14 protein-coding genes and 1 other RNA gene are annotated in these 17,022 nt (G+C 50.6%); 7 read left to right on the top strand and 8 right to left on the bottom strand.

Features of this window, described 5'->3' with window-relative positions:
- Window positions 1-6: 6 nt before the first annotated feature.
- Genes sufS through sufA form a run of 5 tightly spaced genes read right to left on the bottom strand, consistent with a single transcriptional unit; the run spans window position 7 to window position 5,097 of the window.
- Window positions 7-1,227 carry a cysteine desulfurase SufS gene (sufS, locus tag ACH0WD_RS01225; protein WP_000143862.1) on the bottom strand — a complete coding sequence of 407 codons (1,221 nt, stop codon included), beginning with the start codon at window positions 1,225-1,227 and terminating at the stop codon, window positions 7-9.
- Window positions 1,224-2,495: a Fe-S cluster assembly protein SufD gene (sufD, locus tag ACH0WD_RS01220; RefSeq protein WP_000907922.1), complete on the bottom strand. Its 1,272-nt coding sequence runs from the start codon at window positions 2,493-2,495 to the stop codon at window positions 1,224-1,226. Before sufD ends, sufS begins: the two co-directional genes overlap by 4 nt.
- Window positions 2,470-3,216, bottom strand: coding sequence for a Fe-S cluster assembly ATPase SufC (sufC, locus tag ACH0WD_RS01215; protein ID WP_000948902.1), 747 nt, complete (start codon window positions 3,214-3,216; stop codon window positions 2,470-2,472). The genes sufD and sufC overlap by 26 nt, the downstream gene beginning before the upstream one ends.
- A gap of 16 nt (window positions 3,217-3,232) precedes the next feature.
- Window positions 3,233-4,720: a Fe-S cluster assembly protein SufB gene (gene sufB, locus ACH0WD_RS01210; protein WP_000089383.1), complete on the bottom strand. Its 1,488-nt coding sequence runs from the start codon at window positions 4,718-4,720 to the stop codon at window positions 3,233-3,235.
- Window positions 4,721-4,728: 8 nt separating this feature from the next.
- Window positions 4,729-5,097: a Fe-S cluster assembly scaffold SufA gene (sufA, locus tag ACH0WD_RS01205; RefSeq protein WP_000418973.1), complete on the bottom strand. Its 369-nt coding sequence runs from the start codon at window positions 5,095-5,097 to the stop codon at window positions 4,729-4,731.
- A gap of 427 nt (window positions 5,098-5,524) precedes the next feature.
- On the opposite strand from sufA, the gene ACH0WD_RS01200 reads away from it, so the two are divergent.
- Window positions 5,525-6,871 carry an L-cystine transporter gene (locus tag ACH0WD_RS01200; RefSeq protein WP_000261864.1) on the top strand — a complete coding sequence of 449 codons (1,347 nt, stop codon included), beginning with the start codon at window positions 5,525-5,527 and terminating at the stop codon, window positions 6,869-6,871.
- A 287-nt stretch (window positions 6,872-7,158) separates the two neighbouring features.
- On the opposite strand, the gene ACH0WD_RS01195 is transcribed toward ACH0WD_RS01200, so the two are convergent.
- The 3 genes from ACH0WD_RS01195 to ACH0WD_RS01185 all read right to left on the bottom strand — a co-directional run bounded on the left by ACH0WD_RS01195 (window position 7,159) and on the right by ACH0WD_RS01185 (window position 10,909).
- Window positions 7,159-7,347 (bottom strand): YdiH family protein, encoded by a 189-nt coding sequence (locus ACH0WD_RS01195; protein WP_001537749.1) that lies wholly within the window; start codon window positions 7,345-7,347, stop codon window positions 7,159-7,161.
- 98 nt (window positions 7,348-7,445) lie between these two features.
- A complete protein-coding gene (gene menI, locus ACH0WD_RS01190; RefSeq protein ID WP_000637930.1) occupies window positions 7,446-7,856 on the bottom strand; it encodes a 1,4-dihydroxy-2-naphthoyl-CoA hydrolase in 411 nt (136 codons plus the stop codon).
- On the bottom strand, window positions 7,853-10,909 hold the full coding sequence (locus tag ACH0WD_RS01185) for an FAD-binding and (Fe-S)-binding domain-containing protein (protein WP_000612912.1): 3,057 nt from the start codon (window positions 10,907-10,909) through the stop codon (window positions 7,853-7,855). Before ACH0WD_RS01185 ends, menI begins: the two co-directional genes overlap by 4 nt.
- Before the next feature lie 264 nt (window positions 10,910-11,173).
- On the opposite strand from ACH0WD_RS01185, the gene ydiK reads away from it, so the two are divergent.
- From ydiK to ydiB, 6 genes are all read left to right on the top strand, one after another.
- Window positions 11,174-12,292 carry an AI-2E family transporter YdiK gene (gene ydiK / locus ACH0WD_RS01180; protein WP_000248613.1) on the top strand — a complete coding sequence of 373 codons (1,119 nt, stop codon included), beginning with the start codon at window positions 11,174-11,176 and terminating at the stop codon, window positions 12,290-12,292.
- Window positions 12,293-12,474: 182 nt separating this feature from the next.
- Window positions 12,475-12,582: antisense sRNA RprA (gene rprA, locus ACH0WD_RS01175), an RNA gene on the top strand.
- 167 nt (window positions 12,583-12,749) lie between these two features.
- Window positions 12,750-13,109, top strand: coding sequence for a YdiL family protein (locus ACH0WD_RS01170; RefSeq protein WP_000980455.1), 360 nt, complete (start codon window positions 12,750-12,752; stop codon window positions 13,107-13,109).
- A gap of 140 nt (window positions 13,110-13,249) precedes the next feature.
- Window positions 13,250-14,461, top strand: a complete 1,212-nt coding sequence (locus ACH0WD_RS01165) for an MFS transporter (protein WP_000797668.1) — start codon at window positions 13,250-13,252, stop codon at window positions 14,459-14,461.
- 363 nt (window positions 14,462-14,824) lie between these two features.
- Window positions 14,825-16,060 (top strand): MFS transporter, encoded by a 1,236-nt coding sequence (locus ACH0WD_RS01160; protein ID WP_000081209.1) that lies wholly within the window; start codon window positions 14,825-14,827, stop codon window positions 16,058-16,060.
- Between the two features lie 66 nt (window positions 16,061-16,126).
- Window positions 16,127-16,993 carry a quinate/shikimate dehydrogenase gene (ydiB, locus tag ACH0WD_RS01155; RefSeq protein ID WP_000383488.1) on the top strand — a complete coding sequence of 289 codons (867 nt, stop codon included), beginning with the start codon at window positions 16,127-16,129 and terminating at the stop codon, window positions 16,991-16,993.
- Window positions 16,994-17,022: the final 29 nt, after the last annotated feature.

Here is a 17,022-nt window from a genome sequence, read left to right as displayed (position 1 = left end):
TCACTGTTATCCCAATAAGCGGTGGATACGCGTTAATCCTGCCACCAGTCGGTCCACTTCTTCATGGGTGTTATACATCGCCAGCGAAGCCCGGCACATTGCTGGCACGCCATACCAGGCCATGAGCGGCATCGCGCAGTGATGCCCCGTTCGTACCGCGATACCGTAATTATCAAGAAAGCTACCGACGTCGTAAGCATGGTGGTTACCCAGATTAAACGCGATGACGCCCAACCGCTGCGCCGGGCCATATAGCGTGATATCAGGCACCTGCGCCAGTTGCTCCAGCGCATAGCGCATCAGCATCTGCTCATAATCGCCAATCTTATCCAGTCCCAGCGACGTCACATAGTCAATCGCCGCGCCCAGACCGATGATGCCGCCAGTATTCGGCGTTCCCGCCTCAAAACGCCAGGGCGCTTTCGCCCATGTCGTTCCCTGCGTCAGGCTGACGGTCGAAATCATCGACCCGCCCCCTTCCCACGGCGGCATTTCTTGCAGCAACGCCTCTTTAACATACAGAATGCCGATGCCGGTCGGCCCGTAAAGTTTATGGCCGGAGAAAACGTAAAAATCGCAGTCCAGCGCCTGGACGTCAACAGCATGGTGCATCACGGCCTGGGCGCCATCCACCAGCACTTTCGCCCCATGCTGGCGCGCCAGCGCAATCATGTCCGGCAGCGGGTTTTCCGTCCCCAGCACATTGGAAACATGGGTAATGGCCAGCAGTCGGGTCCGGTCATCGAACAGCGCAGCTAAGGTCTCCAGCCGCAGCGTACCGTCAGGATGCAACGGGATCACGCGCAGTTCAGCGCCTTTGCGCTCGCACAGCATCTGCCAGGGAACGATGTTGGCGTGATGCTCCATCTCGCTGATGATAATGTTATCCCCGGCGCGAATATTTTCCGTTCCCCAACTGTTGGCGACAAGGTTAATGCCCTCCGTCGTACCGCGCACGAAAACCAGTTCTTCTGCGGAGCGGGCGTTAATAAACCGCGACGCCTGCTTACGCACATTCTCCATGCTTTCGGTCGCCTGTGCGCTTAACGTATGGATACCTCGATGTACCGCAGCATAGCCGTGACGGTAGAAGGCAGATTCAGCGTCAATCACCTGATTGGGTTTTTGAGCGCTGGCTGCGCTGTCCAGGTAAGCCAGCGGCAGGCCGTTAACTTCACGCTGCAGTATGGGAAAATCCGCCCGTACTTTTTCTACAGGAAATGTCATACCAGGCCTCCGGGCAGTCGCTGACCGATTCGCGCCAGCACCTGCTGTTTAAGGGCGCTATCATGGATAGCTTCCGTTAACTCTGCGGCAAACGCGTAAAGAATCATGTGCCGCGCCTCCTGCTGCCTGATGCCGCGTGATTGCAGATAAAACATCTGCTCATCGTCAATACGCCCGATTGTCGCGCCGTGGCTGCACTTCACGTCATCGGCATAGATCTCTAATTGCGGTTTGGTATCGACTTCAGCCAGTTTCCCCAACAACAGGTTATTATTGGTCATCTGGCCGTCGGTTTTAATGGCGTGTTGCGCCACGTTAATCAGGCCATTAAAGACCGCGCGTCCTTTGTCGCTGACGATGGTCTTGTGCAACTGGCGGCTGTTACAGTAGCCTTTGTTATGTTCCAGCCATGTCCGCGTATCGCAGACTTCATTTTTCACCGGCATCGCCAGACTATTCAGTCGAAGCGTCGCGTTTTCACCATTCAGTTGTGAGCTGCTGTGGTGACGTAGTACTGCGGCGCCCAGCAGAAAACTGTGGCTAAACGCCGAGGCGTCTGTCGCCAGCAGAAGATCGTTATGCGCAAAGTGATAGCTGGACGCATTTTCAAACGCCAGTTTGATATGGCGCAGTTGCGCATTGTCTGCAACGTTCATCGTCAGACGCGCGCCGGTAAAATGTTTTGCCGCTGTAAGGCTGACATAATGCTCAATAACCGTCGCTTCCGCGCCTTCCGCCAGCGCCAGATGGTGGCGATAATGCGCGGTATTCAGCTCGTCGCCATCCACGCCCTGCGTGATATGCATTAACAGTAGGGGCCTGGTCGGACGCTGATTTCGCCGGACCTGTATATACGTGACACATTGCGCCAGGCTTTCCGTCAGATGCAGAAAAACCTCGGGATGTACCGGCGCGGCAAGCGTCTGGCGCTCATCCCTGACGCTAACGTCAAATCCGCTGTTTTGCGTGCTATCACTGAGCTCTGGCATAAACCGACCATCGACAAACACCAGCCGCACGGCATCGATTTGCAGCGCCAGCGCATCACGCTGTGCGGCGCTGATAGTCGCACACTGCTGGATAAACTGGCTATGGGTTAAGCCCTCCAGCGGCGTGTATTTCCAGTCTTCATGTTTACGCGTCGGCAATCCCAGACGTAACATCTGTTGTAAATGTTTTCTTGCTTGCTCAGTTCGACTTTCTCCTTTTTCTTCAAAGAGATGCTGCCATTGCTGTAGCGCTTTACTGCTGTTCGGTAAGCCAGCCATAACCCTGCTCCTCCAGTTGTTTGACCAGAGTAAAATCGCCGGATCGGACAATTCGCCCCTGATAGAGGACATGGACGTAATCAGGCTTGATGTAGTCCAGTATGCGCTGATAGTGGGTCACGATAATAAAAGCGCGTTTATCGTCGCGTAACGCGTTGACGCCTTCCGCCACAATTTTCAACGCATCGATATCCAGTCCGGAGTCCGACTCATCAAGGATGCACAGTTCCGGCTCCAGCACCGCCATTTGCAAAATATCATTGCGCTTTTTCTCCCCGCCGGAAAAACCGACGTTTACCGAACGGGTCAGTAAATCTTCCGGCATTTTCAGCAATGCGATCTTTTCTTCCATCAGATCCTGAAAATCAAAGCGATCCAACGACGCCTGCCCGCGGTAGGCGCGCACGGCATTCAGCGCGGTTTGCAGGAAAAACTGGTTACTGACGCCGGGGATTTCTACCGGGTACTGGAAGGCCATAAAAATCCCTTCGCCCGCCCGTTCCTCCGGCGACAGTTCAAGCAGATCTTTACCCTTGAACGTAACCGAGCCGCCGGTGACCTCATAATCTTCACGTCCCGCCAGGGTGGCGGAGAGCGTGCTTTTCCCGGAACCGTTCGGCCCCATAATGGCGTGAACTTCGCCGGGGCGAATCTCCAGATTCAGGCCACGCAAAATCGCTTTTTCTTCCACACTGACCTGTAAATCTTTAATGCTTAACATGGGTTTTCCTTCATCATTAACCGACGCTGTGCTCAAGGCTAATCGCCAGCAGTTTTTGCGCTTCAACGGCGAACTCCAGCGGTAGTTCCGAGAAAACGTCTTTGCAGAAACCGTTGACGATCATCGAAATAGCGTCTTCTTCGCTGATGCCGCGTTGCAAACAATAGAAAAGCTGATCTTCACCGATGCGTGATGTTGTCGCTTCGTGCTCCAGCTGCGCGCTGTTATTGCGGCATTCAACATACGGGAACGTATGCGCGCCGCAGTCCGCGCCAATCAACATGGAGTCGCATTGGGTGAAATTTCGGGCGTTGGTCGCCGTCGGCATAATTTTTACCAACCCACGGTAGCTGTTCTGGCTGTGGCCGGCGGAAATGCCTTTTGAGATAATGGTTGAGCGCGTGTTTTTACCGATATGGATCATTTTGGTGCCGGTGTCAGCCTGCTGATGTCCACTGGTCAGCGCAACGGAATAGAACTCGCCGATAGAATTATCACCGCGCAGGATACAGCTCGGGTATTTCCAGGTAATCGCCGAACCGGTTTCCGACTGGGTCCACGACATCTTGCTGTTTTCCCCTTCGCACAACGCCCGCTTGGTCACAAAATTCAGAATGCCGCCCGTGTTGTTGTCGCCCGGGAACCAGTTTTGTACGGTGGAATATTTTACTTCAGCATCTTTATGGATGATGACTTCCACTACCGCGGCGTGAAGCTGATAACTGTCGCGTACGGGCGCGGAGCAGCCTTCGATATAACTCACATAGCTGCCTTCATCCGCCACCAGAATCGTGCGCTCAAACTGACCGGTTTTCTCAGCGTTAATGCGAAAATAGGTGGATAACTCCATTGGGCAACGCACGCCTTTAGGAACATAGATAAATGTCCCATCGGAAGCGACTGCCGCATTCAGCGCGGCAAAAAAGTTATCGTTCCCCGGCACGACGGTGCCAAGATATTTCCTGACCAGGTCAGGGTGATCGTGTATCGCTTCGCCAAAAGAACAGAAAATAATGCCCTGTTCCGCCAGTTTTTCACGGTATGTGGTCGCTACGGAGACCGAGTCAAAAATCGCATCGACGGCGACCTCTTTCCCTTCGCGAACCGGAACGCCAAGCTGCTCGAAGGCGTCTTCAACCTCTTTACTCAAAAAGGTATTCGCGCCCGTTTGCTGTACGGCTCCCGGCTGGGAAACGCAGCTATCGTCGCAGTTTCCGCATGATGGCGCAGAGTAATAGCTGTAGTCCTGATAGTTCAGTTTATCGTAGTGCGCCTTCAGCCAGTGCGGTTCATCCATGTCCAGCCAGGCTCTATAGGCATTGAGACGAAATTCCAGCATCCACTCTGGTTCGTTACGCTTTGCGGAAATCGCGCGCACCACCTCTTCGCTGATGCCTTTTGCCAGTTCATCAGTGGGTAATTGCGTGAAAAATCCTTCTTTGTAATTAAGGCGTCCGCCTGTCCAGATGCCGACCTCTTCCGTTGCTTCAGTATTACGAGACATAGTACCGCCTATACCCCAAAACTTTCGCCGCAGCCGCATTCATTCTGGGCTTTGGGGTTATGAAATTTAAATAACTGGTTCAGCCCTTCCTGTACGTAATCCACTTCTGTTCCGTCAATAAAAGGCATCGCCTGTAACGGTGCGAAAAGCTTTGCGCCTTCGGCTTCAAAAACCAGATCGTCTTTATCCGGCTCCCGAACGGTATCCAGAACATAGCCGAATCCGGCACATCCCGTCTGTTTTACGCTTAACCGCACGCCCAACATGCCCGGCTGCTTTGCTGCCAGTTCACGTATGTGCGCTGCCGCCGCTGGCGTTAGCGTCAGCCCTTGCCAGGGGAAGTCCTCCGGGTTAAACGTGCCTGAATGCAATTCCATAGAGTTACCTCGCGTTCTAAATCACCAGGATATAACAGCATGTTAGTGATAATGATTATCACTTCAACCCCTTAACCGCAGGGGCTTTCCAACAAATGGTTATATTGAGCGCCTTTTATTAAGCATAGACCCTGTCCGTCAGGTCATACGACAGACAAAAAAATCGCTTAACTTCTTGATAAATAATGATTTATAAAATATTAACCGTTCTGACAGGTCAAAAACGAAAAGATGTATAGAAAATGACTATTTAATTAATAGGCTGTCGACATTGCCGGGCGGCGAGGTCAGAACCCCATTTTTTGTATGGATACCTGGCGTTGCGCTCTTTATAATCCGCTGCGGTTCTATAACTCAGTTTGAGCTATAGGTTTATGTAAACTCTTTCCGGCATTTCAGGTGCTGAATGAGGCAAGAGGCTTAAAATATGGTTGTTACGCTCGCGTATATCGCACTTTTTTTGGTTTTCTCGTGGGTCATCTTGAGAATTAATCAAAAAAGCGATTCCCTGTCGAAAAGCGTTTTTATCGCTATCTTTTTAGGGGCTGTTATTGGTTTATCCCTGCATTTTATTTCAGCAAATCACACTAAAACTATTATCGAATGGTACAGCATCGTCGGCAATGGTTACGTCCACCTGCTAAAACTGGTCGCTATACCGCTAATTTTTATTTCTATTCTTTCCGCCATCAATAAACTGGAAAATAGCGCCGGCATCGGAAAAATGTCGCTGACGATCGTCGGATGCATGTTATGCCTGGTGATGGTTGCCGGTTTTATCGGATTACTGACCGCTCATGTGCTGGGGCTTGACGCCAGCGCTTTTGTGCACATGCCGTCAATGTTAACTACGGAAGAAGTCAATAAGACTGCCGCGGTGTCGATTCCCCAGTTAGTGACATCGCTGATTCCGACTAATATTTTTCTTGATCTTACGGGGGCCAGAAGTGTTTCCGTTATCGGCATCGTTATCTTCACGCTAATAGCGGGGATCGCTCTGTTAAAGGTCAAAAAAGAGGCGCCTGAAGAAGGTCAGAAATTAAGCGCAGGCATTAACGCTATTCAGATCTGGGTCATGAAGATGGTACGTATCGTTATTGCATTAACGCCCTATGGCGTCATGGCATTAATGACTACCGTATTTTCATCATACCACCTTGAACAATTCGCCAGCTTACTTGGTTTTATCGGCGCCTGTTACATCGCGATTTTCATGATGTTTATCGTGCACGCCATCTTGCTGATCCTCAGCGGTAATAATCCAGCGCGTTATTTCAGAATGGTCTGGCCCGTCTTAACCTTTGCGTTTGTTTCCCGCAGCAGCGCAGCCTCTATCCCGCTGGCCATTTCCGCCCAGGAAAAATTTGGCGTACAAAGCACTATTGCCAATATTTCCGCCTCGTTTGGCTCCAGTATGGGGCAAAATGGCTGCGCCGGGATTTATCCGGCTATTATGGTAGCGATGATTGCGCCCACCATCGGCATTGATCCGCTCTCGCTACATTTTCTGGCCGCGATGTTGCCTGCCATTGCGCTAGGGTCTATTGGCGTAGCCGGCGTCGGCGGCGGCGGTACGTTCGCGGCGCTGATTGTCCTGTCGACGTTGAATTTTCCCGTTGCGCTGGTCGGTATTTTTATTGCCATCGAACCTATCGTTGATATGGCCCGCACGGCACTGAACGTTAACGGATCGATGATGTCAGGTGTGCTGGCTAACCGTATTTTGAATAATCATACGGCTGACGACATGCCAGCGGTTATTGACAGACCTTAGTTTTTTACGCGCCCGGAAAAGAAAAACCCTTAAGTCTGTTCAATACAGGCTTAAGGGTTCCGGCCCCATCCGGCGCTTATCTCCGGCACTCTTAATGGCTTAGCTCTTGAAGGGGCATAAGAATAATCTCATAAAGAGCGCGCGCCTTTTTAGCACAAATGGCGATCTGTATTTTTTTTAAACAAAATCAAGGGGGTTATCTATTACCTGGGGACAGGGTCTGGTGAGATTGCCTGGTAACATAGCCGGATGGCGGCTAACGCCTTATCCGGCCTACACAGACTTTATTAATGCACGCCCAACCGCCAGGCGAAATAGATCTCTTCTTTCAGTTCGGTTGCAGAGAGGGTGAGGAGATCGGCAAACTCTAACTCCAGCTGTTTTAAACGCTTCAAATACTGCGCGGGAGAAAGTTCGGTTTTATCACGGCGTAAAAATTCAATCGCCAGTTGGGTTGGGTCTAAATCAGTAGACATATCATCCTCGCTTATGTGTAAACGTGCACAGTATATCACCTTTTTCTGCGCACATTTTGACCAAAAGCAATATGCATCACACTTTTATGGTGACAACGTCACACAATCGCCGTAGTAAGGCGCGAAGAACAGCACAGACGTCCCTGTTCATCAAAGATCTCTATCTGCCAGACCTGATGGCGAGCCCCAGTATGCAACGCTTTACAGACGCCTCGTACGCGCCCCTGACGCGCCGACCGTACATGGTTGGCATTCACCTCCAGCCCCACCACCTTTTGCTCCCCCTGCGTACACAGATAGCCTGCGACCGAGCCGATACTTTCCGCCAGCACCACAGACGCTCCGCCATGCAGCAAGCCGAACGGCTGTTTGGTGCGATGATCGACGGGCATTGTCGCTTCCAGCGTATCGTCCCCAATACGCTCAAAGCGGATATCAAGCAGGCCAACCATATTCCCTTCCCCCATCGCATTAAGCGCATCGAGGGTCACTTCACGTTTCCAGATCAACCTATAATCTCCAGTAATGCCTGCAACGGGTGACGCACGCCCGTACCTTCAATGCGTTTAACCTGGCTTCGGCAGGAATAGCCGGTTGCCAGGCAGCGGTTTCGCGGTAGACGTTGCATCGCCTGATGCCAGGATAGCTCATAAATTCCCAGCGAATTTTTATGATTGGTGAGTTCATGTCCATAAGTGCCCGCCATACCGCAGCAGCCTACGCTGACATTTTCCAGCTTCGCGCCAAAATGGGCAAAGATGGCGGCCCACTGCGCAGGCGCGCCGGGTAAAGCCGTGACTTCCGTACAATGACCAAAAAAGTACCACGGTTCGCCGCTCACCTCGACGGACAGTCTTGCATTTATTTCCTGCGCCAGCCATTCATTCACCAGCAACACATGAAAATCGCCGCGCTGTTCGCCCAGCGCCAGTTTGTATTCGTCGCGATAACACAGAACCAGCGCCGGATCGACGCCCACCATCGGCATCCCCAACGCGGCGATCCGATTAAGGAACTCAGAGGTTTTTTTCGCCGTTTTCGCAAAGCGATTAAGAAAACCTTTAATATGCTGCGCCTTACCATTCGGCGAGAACGGTAACAATACCGGCCTCCTGCCCAGCTTTTCCGCCAGGCGGATAAAGTCCGCCACGACCCGGGCGTCGTAGTAGCTGGTAAACGGATCCTGAACCACCAGTACCGTTTTCGCTTTTTGCTCGGCGCTCATGCGTTCCAGTTGCTCAAGCGTCATATTGGCAGACGGATGGCCCACCAGTTGCTGTTGCAATGAAGGGGCAGAAAGCAGAGGTAAATCCACCATACCGATATGTTTTTTCGCCAGATTGCGAACCATCGGTTGGTTAATAAAAAAGTTAAAGGTCTTTGGCGCACGCGCCATCAGCGGCGCGTAGGTCTCGACCGTCGCCACCAGATGATCGCGTACCGGACGCAGATAACGCGTATGGTAAAGCTGTAAGAAACGTGAACGAAACTCCGGAACATCGATTTTAATCGGACACTGGGTCGTACAGGCTTTACACGCCAGACAGCCGGACATGGCCTCTTTAACTTCATGGGAAAAGTCATACTCGCCTTTGCGTTTGTGCCAACTATTCCGGGTGCGGGCAATCAGCGTGCGTAAGCTGGCGCGTTTTTCCGGCAACTCCTTTTCCAGCTTCAGCGGATCGACGCCGCGATCGGCCAATAGACGGAGCCATTCCCGTACCAGCGTCGCCCGCCCTTTCGGCGAGTGGATCCGGTTAAGGCTAATTTTCATCGACGGGCACATCGGGCTTTTCGCATCGAAATTAAAGCACAGGCCGTTACCATTACACTCCATAGCGCCGCGCCAGGTCTGCCGTACCGCCAGCGGGATTTGCCGATCCCAGGTGCCGCGTTTTACCGCATCCACCTTCATCATCGGCGCCTCTATCCCTTGCGGCGGACAGATTTTACCCGGGTTAAGTCGATTATGCGGATCAAAAGCCGCTTTTATTTTGCGCAGCTCGCCATACAGAACTTCGCCGAAAAAGGCCGGGCTGTATTCCGCACGAAAACCTTTTCCATGCTCGCCCCACAACAGCCCGCCGTATCTGGCGGTCAGCGCGACGACCTCATCGGAGATCTGTTTCATCAACAGTTCCTGCTGCGGATCGCACATATCCAGCGCCGGACGCACATGCAGCACCCCGGCATCCACGTGGCCGAACATGCCGTAACTTAAGCCATGACCATCCAGCAGGGCGCGAAATTCGGCGATGTAATCGGCCAGATGTTCAGGCGGCACGCAGGTATCTTCCGCAAAAGGAATCGGTTTGGCAGCGCCTTTCGCATTACCCAGCAGCCCTACCGCTTTTTTACGCATCGCGTAAATACGCTCAATACCCGTCAAATCGGTACAAAGTTGCCAGCCGATCACGCCCGCTTCCGCACGCGCCATCAGGCCATCCAGCCGGTGGCACAGCGCCTCGACCTGTCCGTCAATAAGCGCTTCATCGTCACCCGCGAATTCCACGATATTCAGGCCAAGCATCTCTTTATCCGGCACATCGGTAATCAATTCGCTAACGGAGTGCCAGACAATATCTTCCCGCGCGAGGTTAAGGACTTTGGAATCGACCGTCTCGACGGATAAGGCGCGCGCATCAACCATAAAAGGGGCGTTACGCAGCGCGGAATCAAAGGAGTCGTATTTTACATTCACCAGACGGCGGACTTTGGGTATCGGGGTAATATCCAGCCGGGCTTCAGTAATAAACGCCAGCGTCCCTTCCGACCCCGTTAAGATGCGGGTAAGATCGAAGCGGGTCATGTCATCGTTAAAGACGTGGCGTAAATCGTAGCCTGTCAGGAAGCGATTGAGCTTTGGAAAGCTATCGAGGATAAGTTGACGGTTTTCCAGGCAGGACTGATAGACGGTCTGATAGATGTGGCCTGGCGTCGTCGTGTTTTCACCCAACGTCCGGGCAAGCTCTACGGGCATCGATTGCGTGTCAAGGATATCGCCCCCCAACAATACGGCCCGTATGCCTAAGACGTGATCTGACGTTTTCCCATAGACCAGCGAACCCTGACCAGAGGCATCGGTATTAATCATACCGCCAAGCGTGGCGCGATTACTGGTGGAAAGTTCCGGCGCAAAAAAATAGCCATACGGCTTTAACGCTTGATTAAGCTGATCTTTTATCACTCCCGCCTCTACCCGCACCCATCCCTCTTCAGGATTAATTTCAATAATGCGGTTCATATAGCGGGACATATCAACAATAATGCCCTGGTTTAGCGCCTGGCCATTCGTGCCAGTACCGCCGCCTCGAGGGGTAAATATCAGCGACGTAAAGCGCGGCTCCGCCGCCAGACGGGCAAGAAGCGCGACATCCGCCGTAGAACGGGGAAACACAACAGCATCGGGAAGAAGCTGGTAGATACTGTTATCGGTCGACATTGTCAGACGGTCGGCATAGCTGGTTGCCGTATCGCCCGTAAACCCTTGCTGCTCCAGCGCCTGCAAAAAATTGAGCACCAGCTGAACGACGCCGGGTGCCTGAGAAATTTGTGGAATCATTATATTGACCTTTTCCTGCGGTCTATGTTGTGAACGGTGGCGCCCAACCCGGCGAGCGCGAGCGGTCTACGCACAGGAAGGGATGCTTAATCGTTTGCGTGTTGCGTTATTTGTTGTATCACATTTTTTTCCTGTGCGCCCAACAGAATTACATGCAGAATCGGCCTGTTAAAAACCGCTGAAATTGCTCATCATTATAGGGTGTGGTTTGCATGTTCACGTCGCGCCAACGTTCTGGCGCAAAGACAAAGGTGAAAAGTATTTATGGTAAATGTTCGTCAGCCCAGGGATATTGCGCAAGTGCTGCTATCGGTGCTGTTTTTAGCCATCATGATTGTGGCCTGTTTGTGGATAGTACAGCCTTTTATTTTGGGGTTTGCATGGGCAGGTACGATTGTTATCGCGACCTGGCCCGTTTTGCTGAAATTACAAAAAATATTGTGGGGCCGCCGCTCGCTTGCCGTACTGGTCATGACGCTGCTGTTAGTGCTGCTCTTCGTTATTCCCGTCGCCTTGCTGGTGAACAGCATTGTCGATGGTAGCGGCCCGCTCATCCATGCAGTGACCGGCGGCGATATGACGCTACCCGATCTGGCATGGTTAAATAATATTCCGTTGGTTGGCGCCAAACTGTATGCCGGATGGCATAGCCTGCTGGATATGGGCGGTAGCGCTATTATGGCGAAAGTGCGGCCTTATATCGGCACAACCACGACCTGGTTTGTCGGTCAGGCGGCGCATATCGGACGCTTTATGATGCACTGCGCCCTGATGCTGTTGTTTAGCGCCCTGCTTTACTGGCGCGGCGAACAAGTGGCGATGGGAATACGCCATTTTGCCTGTCGTCTCGCGGCTAAACGCGGCGATGCGGCGGTTCTGCTGGCTGCCCAGGCGATCCGCGCCGTGGCGCTTGGCGTGGTGGTCACCGCGCTGGTACAGGCGGTACTTGGCGGCATCGGGCTGGCGATTTCCGGCGTGCCTTACGCTACCCTGTTGACGGTAGTGATGATCCTTTCGTGTCTGGTTCAGTTGGGGCCGTTGCCGGTATTGATTCCAGCCATTATCTGGCTTTACTGGACAGGCGACACCACCTGGGGCACCGTGCTGCTGGTTTGGAGCGCCGTCGTCGGCACTCTGGATAACGTGATTCGCCCGGTACTCATCCGCATGGGTGCCGATTTACCGCTGCTTCTGATCCTTTCCGGGGTAATCGGCGGCCTGATTGCATTCGGTATGATTGGTCTGTTTATTGGACCGGTGCTTCTGGCCGTGACCTGGCGTTTGTTCTCCGCATGGGTACATGAAGTTCCGGCGCCGACGAATGAACCAGAGGAGATCCTTGAAGAGCTGGATGACATCGAGGAAGCCAACAAGCAGTCATAATCCCGTCGGGCGGCATTGCCGCCCGATGCTTTAGCGACGTTTATCAATTCAACGCACACCTCATTTTGATTCGCCCGTCTGTTCCCCGCCGCATCTCATTTCTGTCGCAAATCCGTTACAGTTTTTAAACTATTGAGACGAATCTGATCGACGCAAAAAGTGCTCATGCCTACTATTAGCACACGGTTATAAATCAACACATTGATTTATAAGCATGGAAATCCCCTGAGTGAAACAACGAATTGCTGTGTGTAGTCTTTGCCCGTCTCCTACGATGGGCTTTTTTTTTAACTTTTTTCGCTGCATTGTTACATAAGCCAGCTCCCGTTTCCCTTCAACACCGCGATATCTGCAACGAACAAATAATATTGCACAAAATAGTGTGATTCTGTTCAAGTCGAAACGGTGTCGGTGGTGCTATTTATAGCATCACTTTTTTCATATAAAAGCCTAAAAAATGATGAACGCGTTAGAACTACAAGCACTACGGCGTATTTTTGATATGACGATTGAAGAATGCACAATCTATATCACCCAGGATAATAATTCGGCAACCTGGCAACGATGGGAAGCTGGCGACACTCCCATCTCTCCAGAAATCATTGCCAGGCTAAAGGAAATGAAAGCCAGGAGACAGCGACGAATTAACGCCATTGTTGACAAAATAAATAACCGCATCGGCAATAATACAATGCGTTACTTCCCTGATTTATCTTCTTTTCAGTCCATTTATACAGAGGGGGATTTTATCGAGTGGAAAATTTATCAATCTGTTGCTGCCGAACTTTTCGCACATGATCTGGAGCGGCTGTGTTAGACGTAAACTTTATCGCCGCATCGTATTGATACCGGATAGAAAACCACACAATCACGACATTGACTTGTCACCCTATCCAATATGCTTCCTGCCTGTGTATACCACTGTAACGTTCAGGCGGCATCTCTGAGTCAGATAATATGAAAAATCGTTATTTCCCTACCGCTGTAGGGTTGTATTTTAATTACTTTGTACATGGCATGGGGGTTATCCTGATGAGCCTGAACATGTCATCGCTTGAACAGCAATGGCATACCAGTGCCGCAGGCGTATCTATTGTGATCTCTTCGCTTGGGATTGGCCGGCTAAGCGTTTTGTTAATCGCCGGTATGCTTTCCGATCGCTTTGGTCGCCGTCCTTTTATCATTCTGGGGACCGCCTGTTACCTAATTTTTTTCATTGGCATTCTTTATGCTCAGACGATTTTTGTCGCTTATGCCTGTGGCTTTTTAGCGGGTATGGCCAACAGTTTTTTAGATGCAGGTACCTATCCCAGTTTGATGGAAGCCTTCCCTCGCTCCCCCAGTACGGCAAATATTCTGATCAAAGCATTTGTCTCTGGCGGGCAATTCTTGTTGCCCATTATTATCAGTTTATTAGTCTGGGCTAATATGTGGTTTGGCTGGTCCTTCCTGCTTGCCGGGGCGATCATGCTTATTAATGCTCTGTTTTTATTACGCTGCCCTTTTCCACCCTATCCTGGTCGGATATTGAAACCCAAAATCTCGCAAGCGCCTGTTGCAGGCGTACATCATTGCTCCCTCATCGATCTGATCAGCTACACCCTTTATGGCTATATCTCGATGGCAACCTTTTACCTTATCAGCCAGTGGCTGGCGCAGTATGGACAGTTCGTCGCAGGAATGTCGTATACCCAATCCATCAAACTGTTAAGTATTTATACCTGCGGATCGCTACTGTGCGTTTTTATTACTGCCCCGCTGGTCAGAAAAACAATTCGCTCTACCACATTATTGATGTTTTATACCTTTATCTCTTTTATTGCGCTTCTGACGGTCTGCCTGCATCCTCAGGTCTATGTTGTTATGATCTTCGCATTCGTCATTGGATTCTCTTCCGCCGGTGGCGTAGTACAAATCGGCCTGACGCTGATGGCGGCCCGTTTTCCACAGGAGAAAGGTAAAGCGACCGGCATTTATTACAGCGCCGGCAGTATCGCGACGTTCACTATTCCGTTGATCACAGCGCGGATTTCAGAAATGAGCATTGCACATATTATGTGGTTTGATACCGGTATCGCCGCAGCGGGATTTCTCCTCGCACTGTTCATCGGTTACCGAAGTCGGGCTGAATCACAACATCACGCTGAAGCAGCGTCAACTGCGCAATAAATGTTAGCGTGCCAACTGCAATATTATTGCCTTGCTATGCAAAATAAAACGTTAGCCATTATCACCGGGAAACAAAAAATGTAATTTTCGTGTTAATTATTATTCATTATCTTCACACTTATCAGAAAAATTGCGATGAGCATCACGAGTTATATGTGTTAAACAACAAATTCGCAGCAATTTTTATATTTCCCGGCTAACAAATGAAATGCTATCAATGCAATAAACCTGGCATTTTAAACGCCATGTTATGTACATATAACGACAGTACCGACTTATAGTGTTACTGAACAATCGCTGCATGTAGTAAAGCAGTAATAAGCAGGACATTGAATCAAACCATCAGCAAGGAGCTGTGAACAAATGTCTCAGAACAAGGCTCGCAACATGCCATATTTGCTGGCTGTTATCTGCATTTATTTTAGTTACTTTCTCCACGGCATGAGTGTTATTACACTAGCCCAGAACATGACCTCCCTTGCACAGAAATTCTCCACGGATAGTGCCGGTATTGCCTATTTAATCTCTGGCATTGGTCTTGGTCGTCTGGTCAGTATTTTATTCTTTGGCGTACTGTCCGATAAATTTGGCCGTCGGGCAATAATACTGCTTGGCGCCGTACTATATATGCTGTTTTTCTTCGGTATTCCCGCCAGTCCTAACCTGATGATCGCTTTCATATTAGCGGTGTGTGTCGGCGTGGCGAACTCCGCGCTGGATACCGGCGGATACCCTGCATTAATGGAGTGTTTTCCCAAAGCATCGGGCTCGGCAGTTATTCTGGTTAAAGCGATGGTCTCTTTTGGGCAAATGATTTACCCCCTTATCGTCAGCGCCTTGTTAGTCAACCATATCTGGTACGGCTACGCGGTGGTAATCCCCGGTATCCTTTTCGTCCTCATCACGTTGATGCTGTTGAAAAGCCGTTTTCCCAGCCAACTTGTCGATGCCAGTATTGCGAAAGAATTACCCCAGATGAACAGTACTCCCCTCGTCTGGCTGGAAGGCGTAGCTTCCGTTTTATTTGGCGTCGCCGCGTTCTCAACCTTCTATGTGATTGTGGTCTGGATGCCTAAATATGCGATGGCCTTCGCCGGAATGGCGGAATCCGACGCGCTGAAAACCATCTCTTATTACAGTATGGGATCGTTGGTTTGCGTGTTTATTTTTGCCGCATTGCTGAAAAAAATGGTTCGCCCTATCTGGGCCAATGTTTTCAATGCCGGGCTGGCGACACTCACCGCTGCGGCAATTTACCTGTATCCCTCTCCACTGATCTGTAATGCTGGCGCCTTCGTGATTGGTTTTTCCGCTGCTGGAGGTATTTTACAATTAGGTGTATCGGTAATGTCGGAATTTTTCCCTAAGAGTAAAGCTAAAGTCACCAGTATATATATGATGATGGGGGGCGTAGCTAACTTTATTATTCCACTGATCACCGGTTATCTCTCTACTATTGGCCTGCAATATATCATTTTGTTAGATTTTGCCTTTGCACTACTGACATTTATCACCGCCATTATTGTATTTATTCGCTATTATCGCGTATTTAAGATCCCGCAAAACGATGTCCGATTTGGCGAGCGTTATTTCCAGTAAAAATGTTAACGATGCGCAACAGGCATGCGCCCTGCTCTGCACTGTCCACTTATTAAGGAGTATAAAATGGATGTTACCGCAAAATATGAATTAATTGGTCTTATGGCGTATCCTATCCGTCATAGCTTATCGCCCGAAATGCAAAACAAAGCGTTAGAAAAAGCGGGGCTACCGTATACCTATATGGCTTTCGAAGTGGATAACACGACGTTTGCCAGCGCCATTGAAGGACTGAAAGCATTAAAAATGCGCGGTACGGGCGTCTCCATGCCAAACAAACAGCTCGCGTGTGAGTATGTCGATGAATTAACGCCAGCAGCAAAACTGGTTGGCGCTATCAACACCATTGTTAACGATGACGGCTATCTACGCGGCTACAACACGGATGGTACGGGCCATATTCGGGCAATTAAAGAAAGCGGTTTCGATATTCGGGGAAAAACCATGGTGCTGCTCGGCGCGGGAGGCGCGGCTACCGCCATTGGCGCCCAGGCAGCCATTGAAGGCATTAAGGAAATTAAACTGTTTAACCGTAAAGATGACTTTTTCGAAAAAGCGGTTGCCTTTGCGAAGCGGGTGAATGAAAACACCGATTGCGTCGTTACCGTCACCGATCTTGCCGATCAGCACGCTTTTACTGAAGCGCTTGCCAGCGCAGATATTCTGACGAACGGCACCAAAGTTGGCATGAAACCATTGGAGAACGAATCCCTGATCGGCGATGTTTCCCTGCTCCGCCCTGAATTGCTGGTCACCGAATGTGTTTATAATCCGCATATGACAAAGTTATTGCAGCAGGCGCAACAAGCTGGTTGCAAAACAATTGATGGTTACGGCATGTTGTTATGGCAAGGAGCCGAACAGTTTGAACTGTGGACAGGAAAAGCATTTCCATTGGACTATGTGAAGCAGGTGATGGGATTCACAGCCTGACCGGTAAAATTATAATTGCGACGAATGAC

It is taken from the genome of Salmonella sp. 2020_1395 (assembly GCF_043848115.1).
GTDB classification, from domain to species: Bacteria; Pseudomonadota; Gammaproteobacteria; order Enterobacterales; family Enterobacteriaceae; genus Salmonella; species Salmonella enterica.
This window is presented reverse-complemented; position numbering and strand designations above follow the sequence as displayed.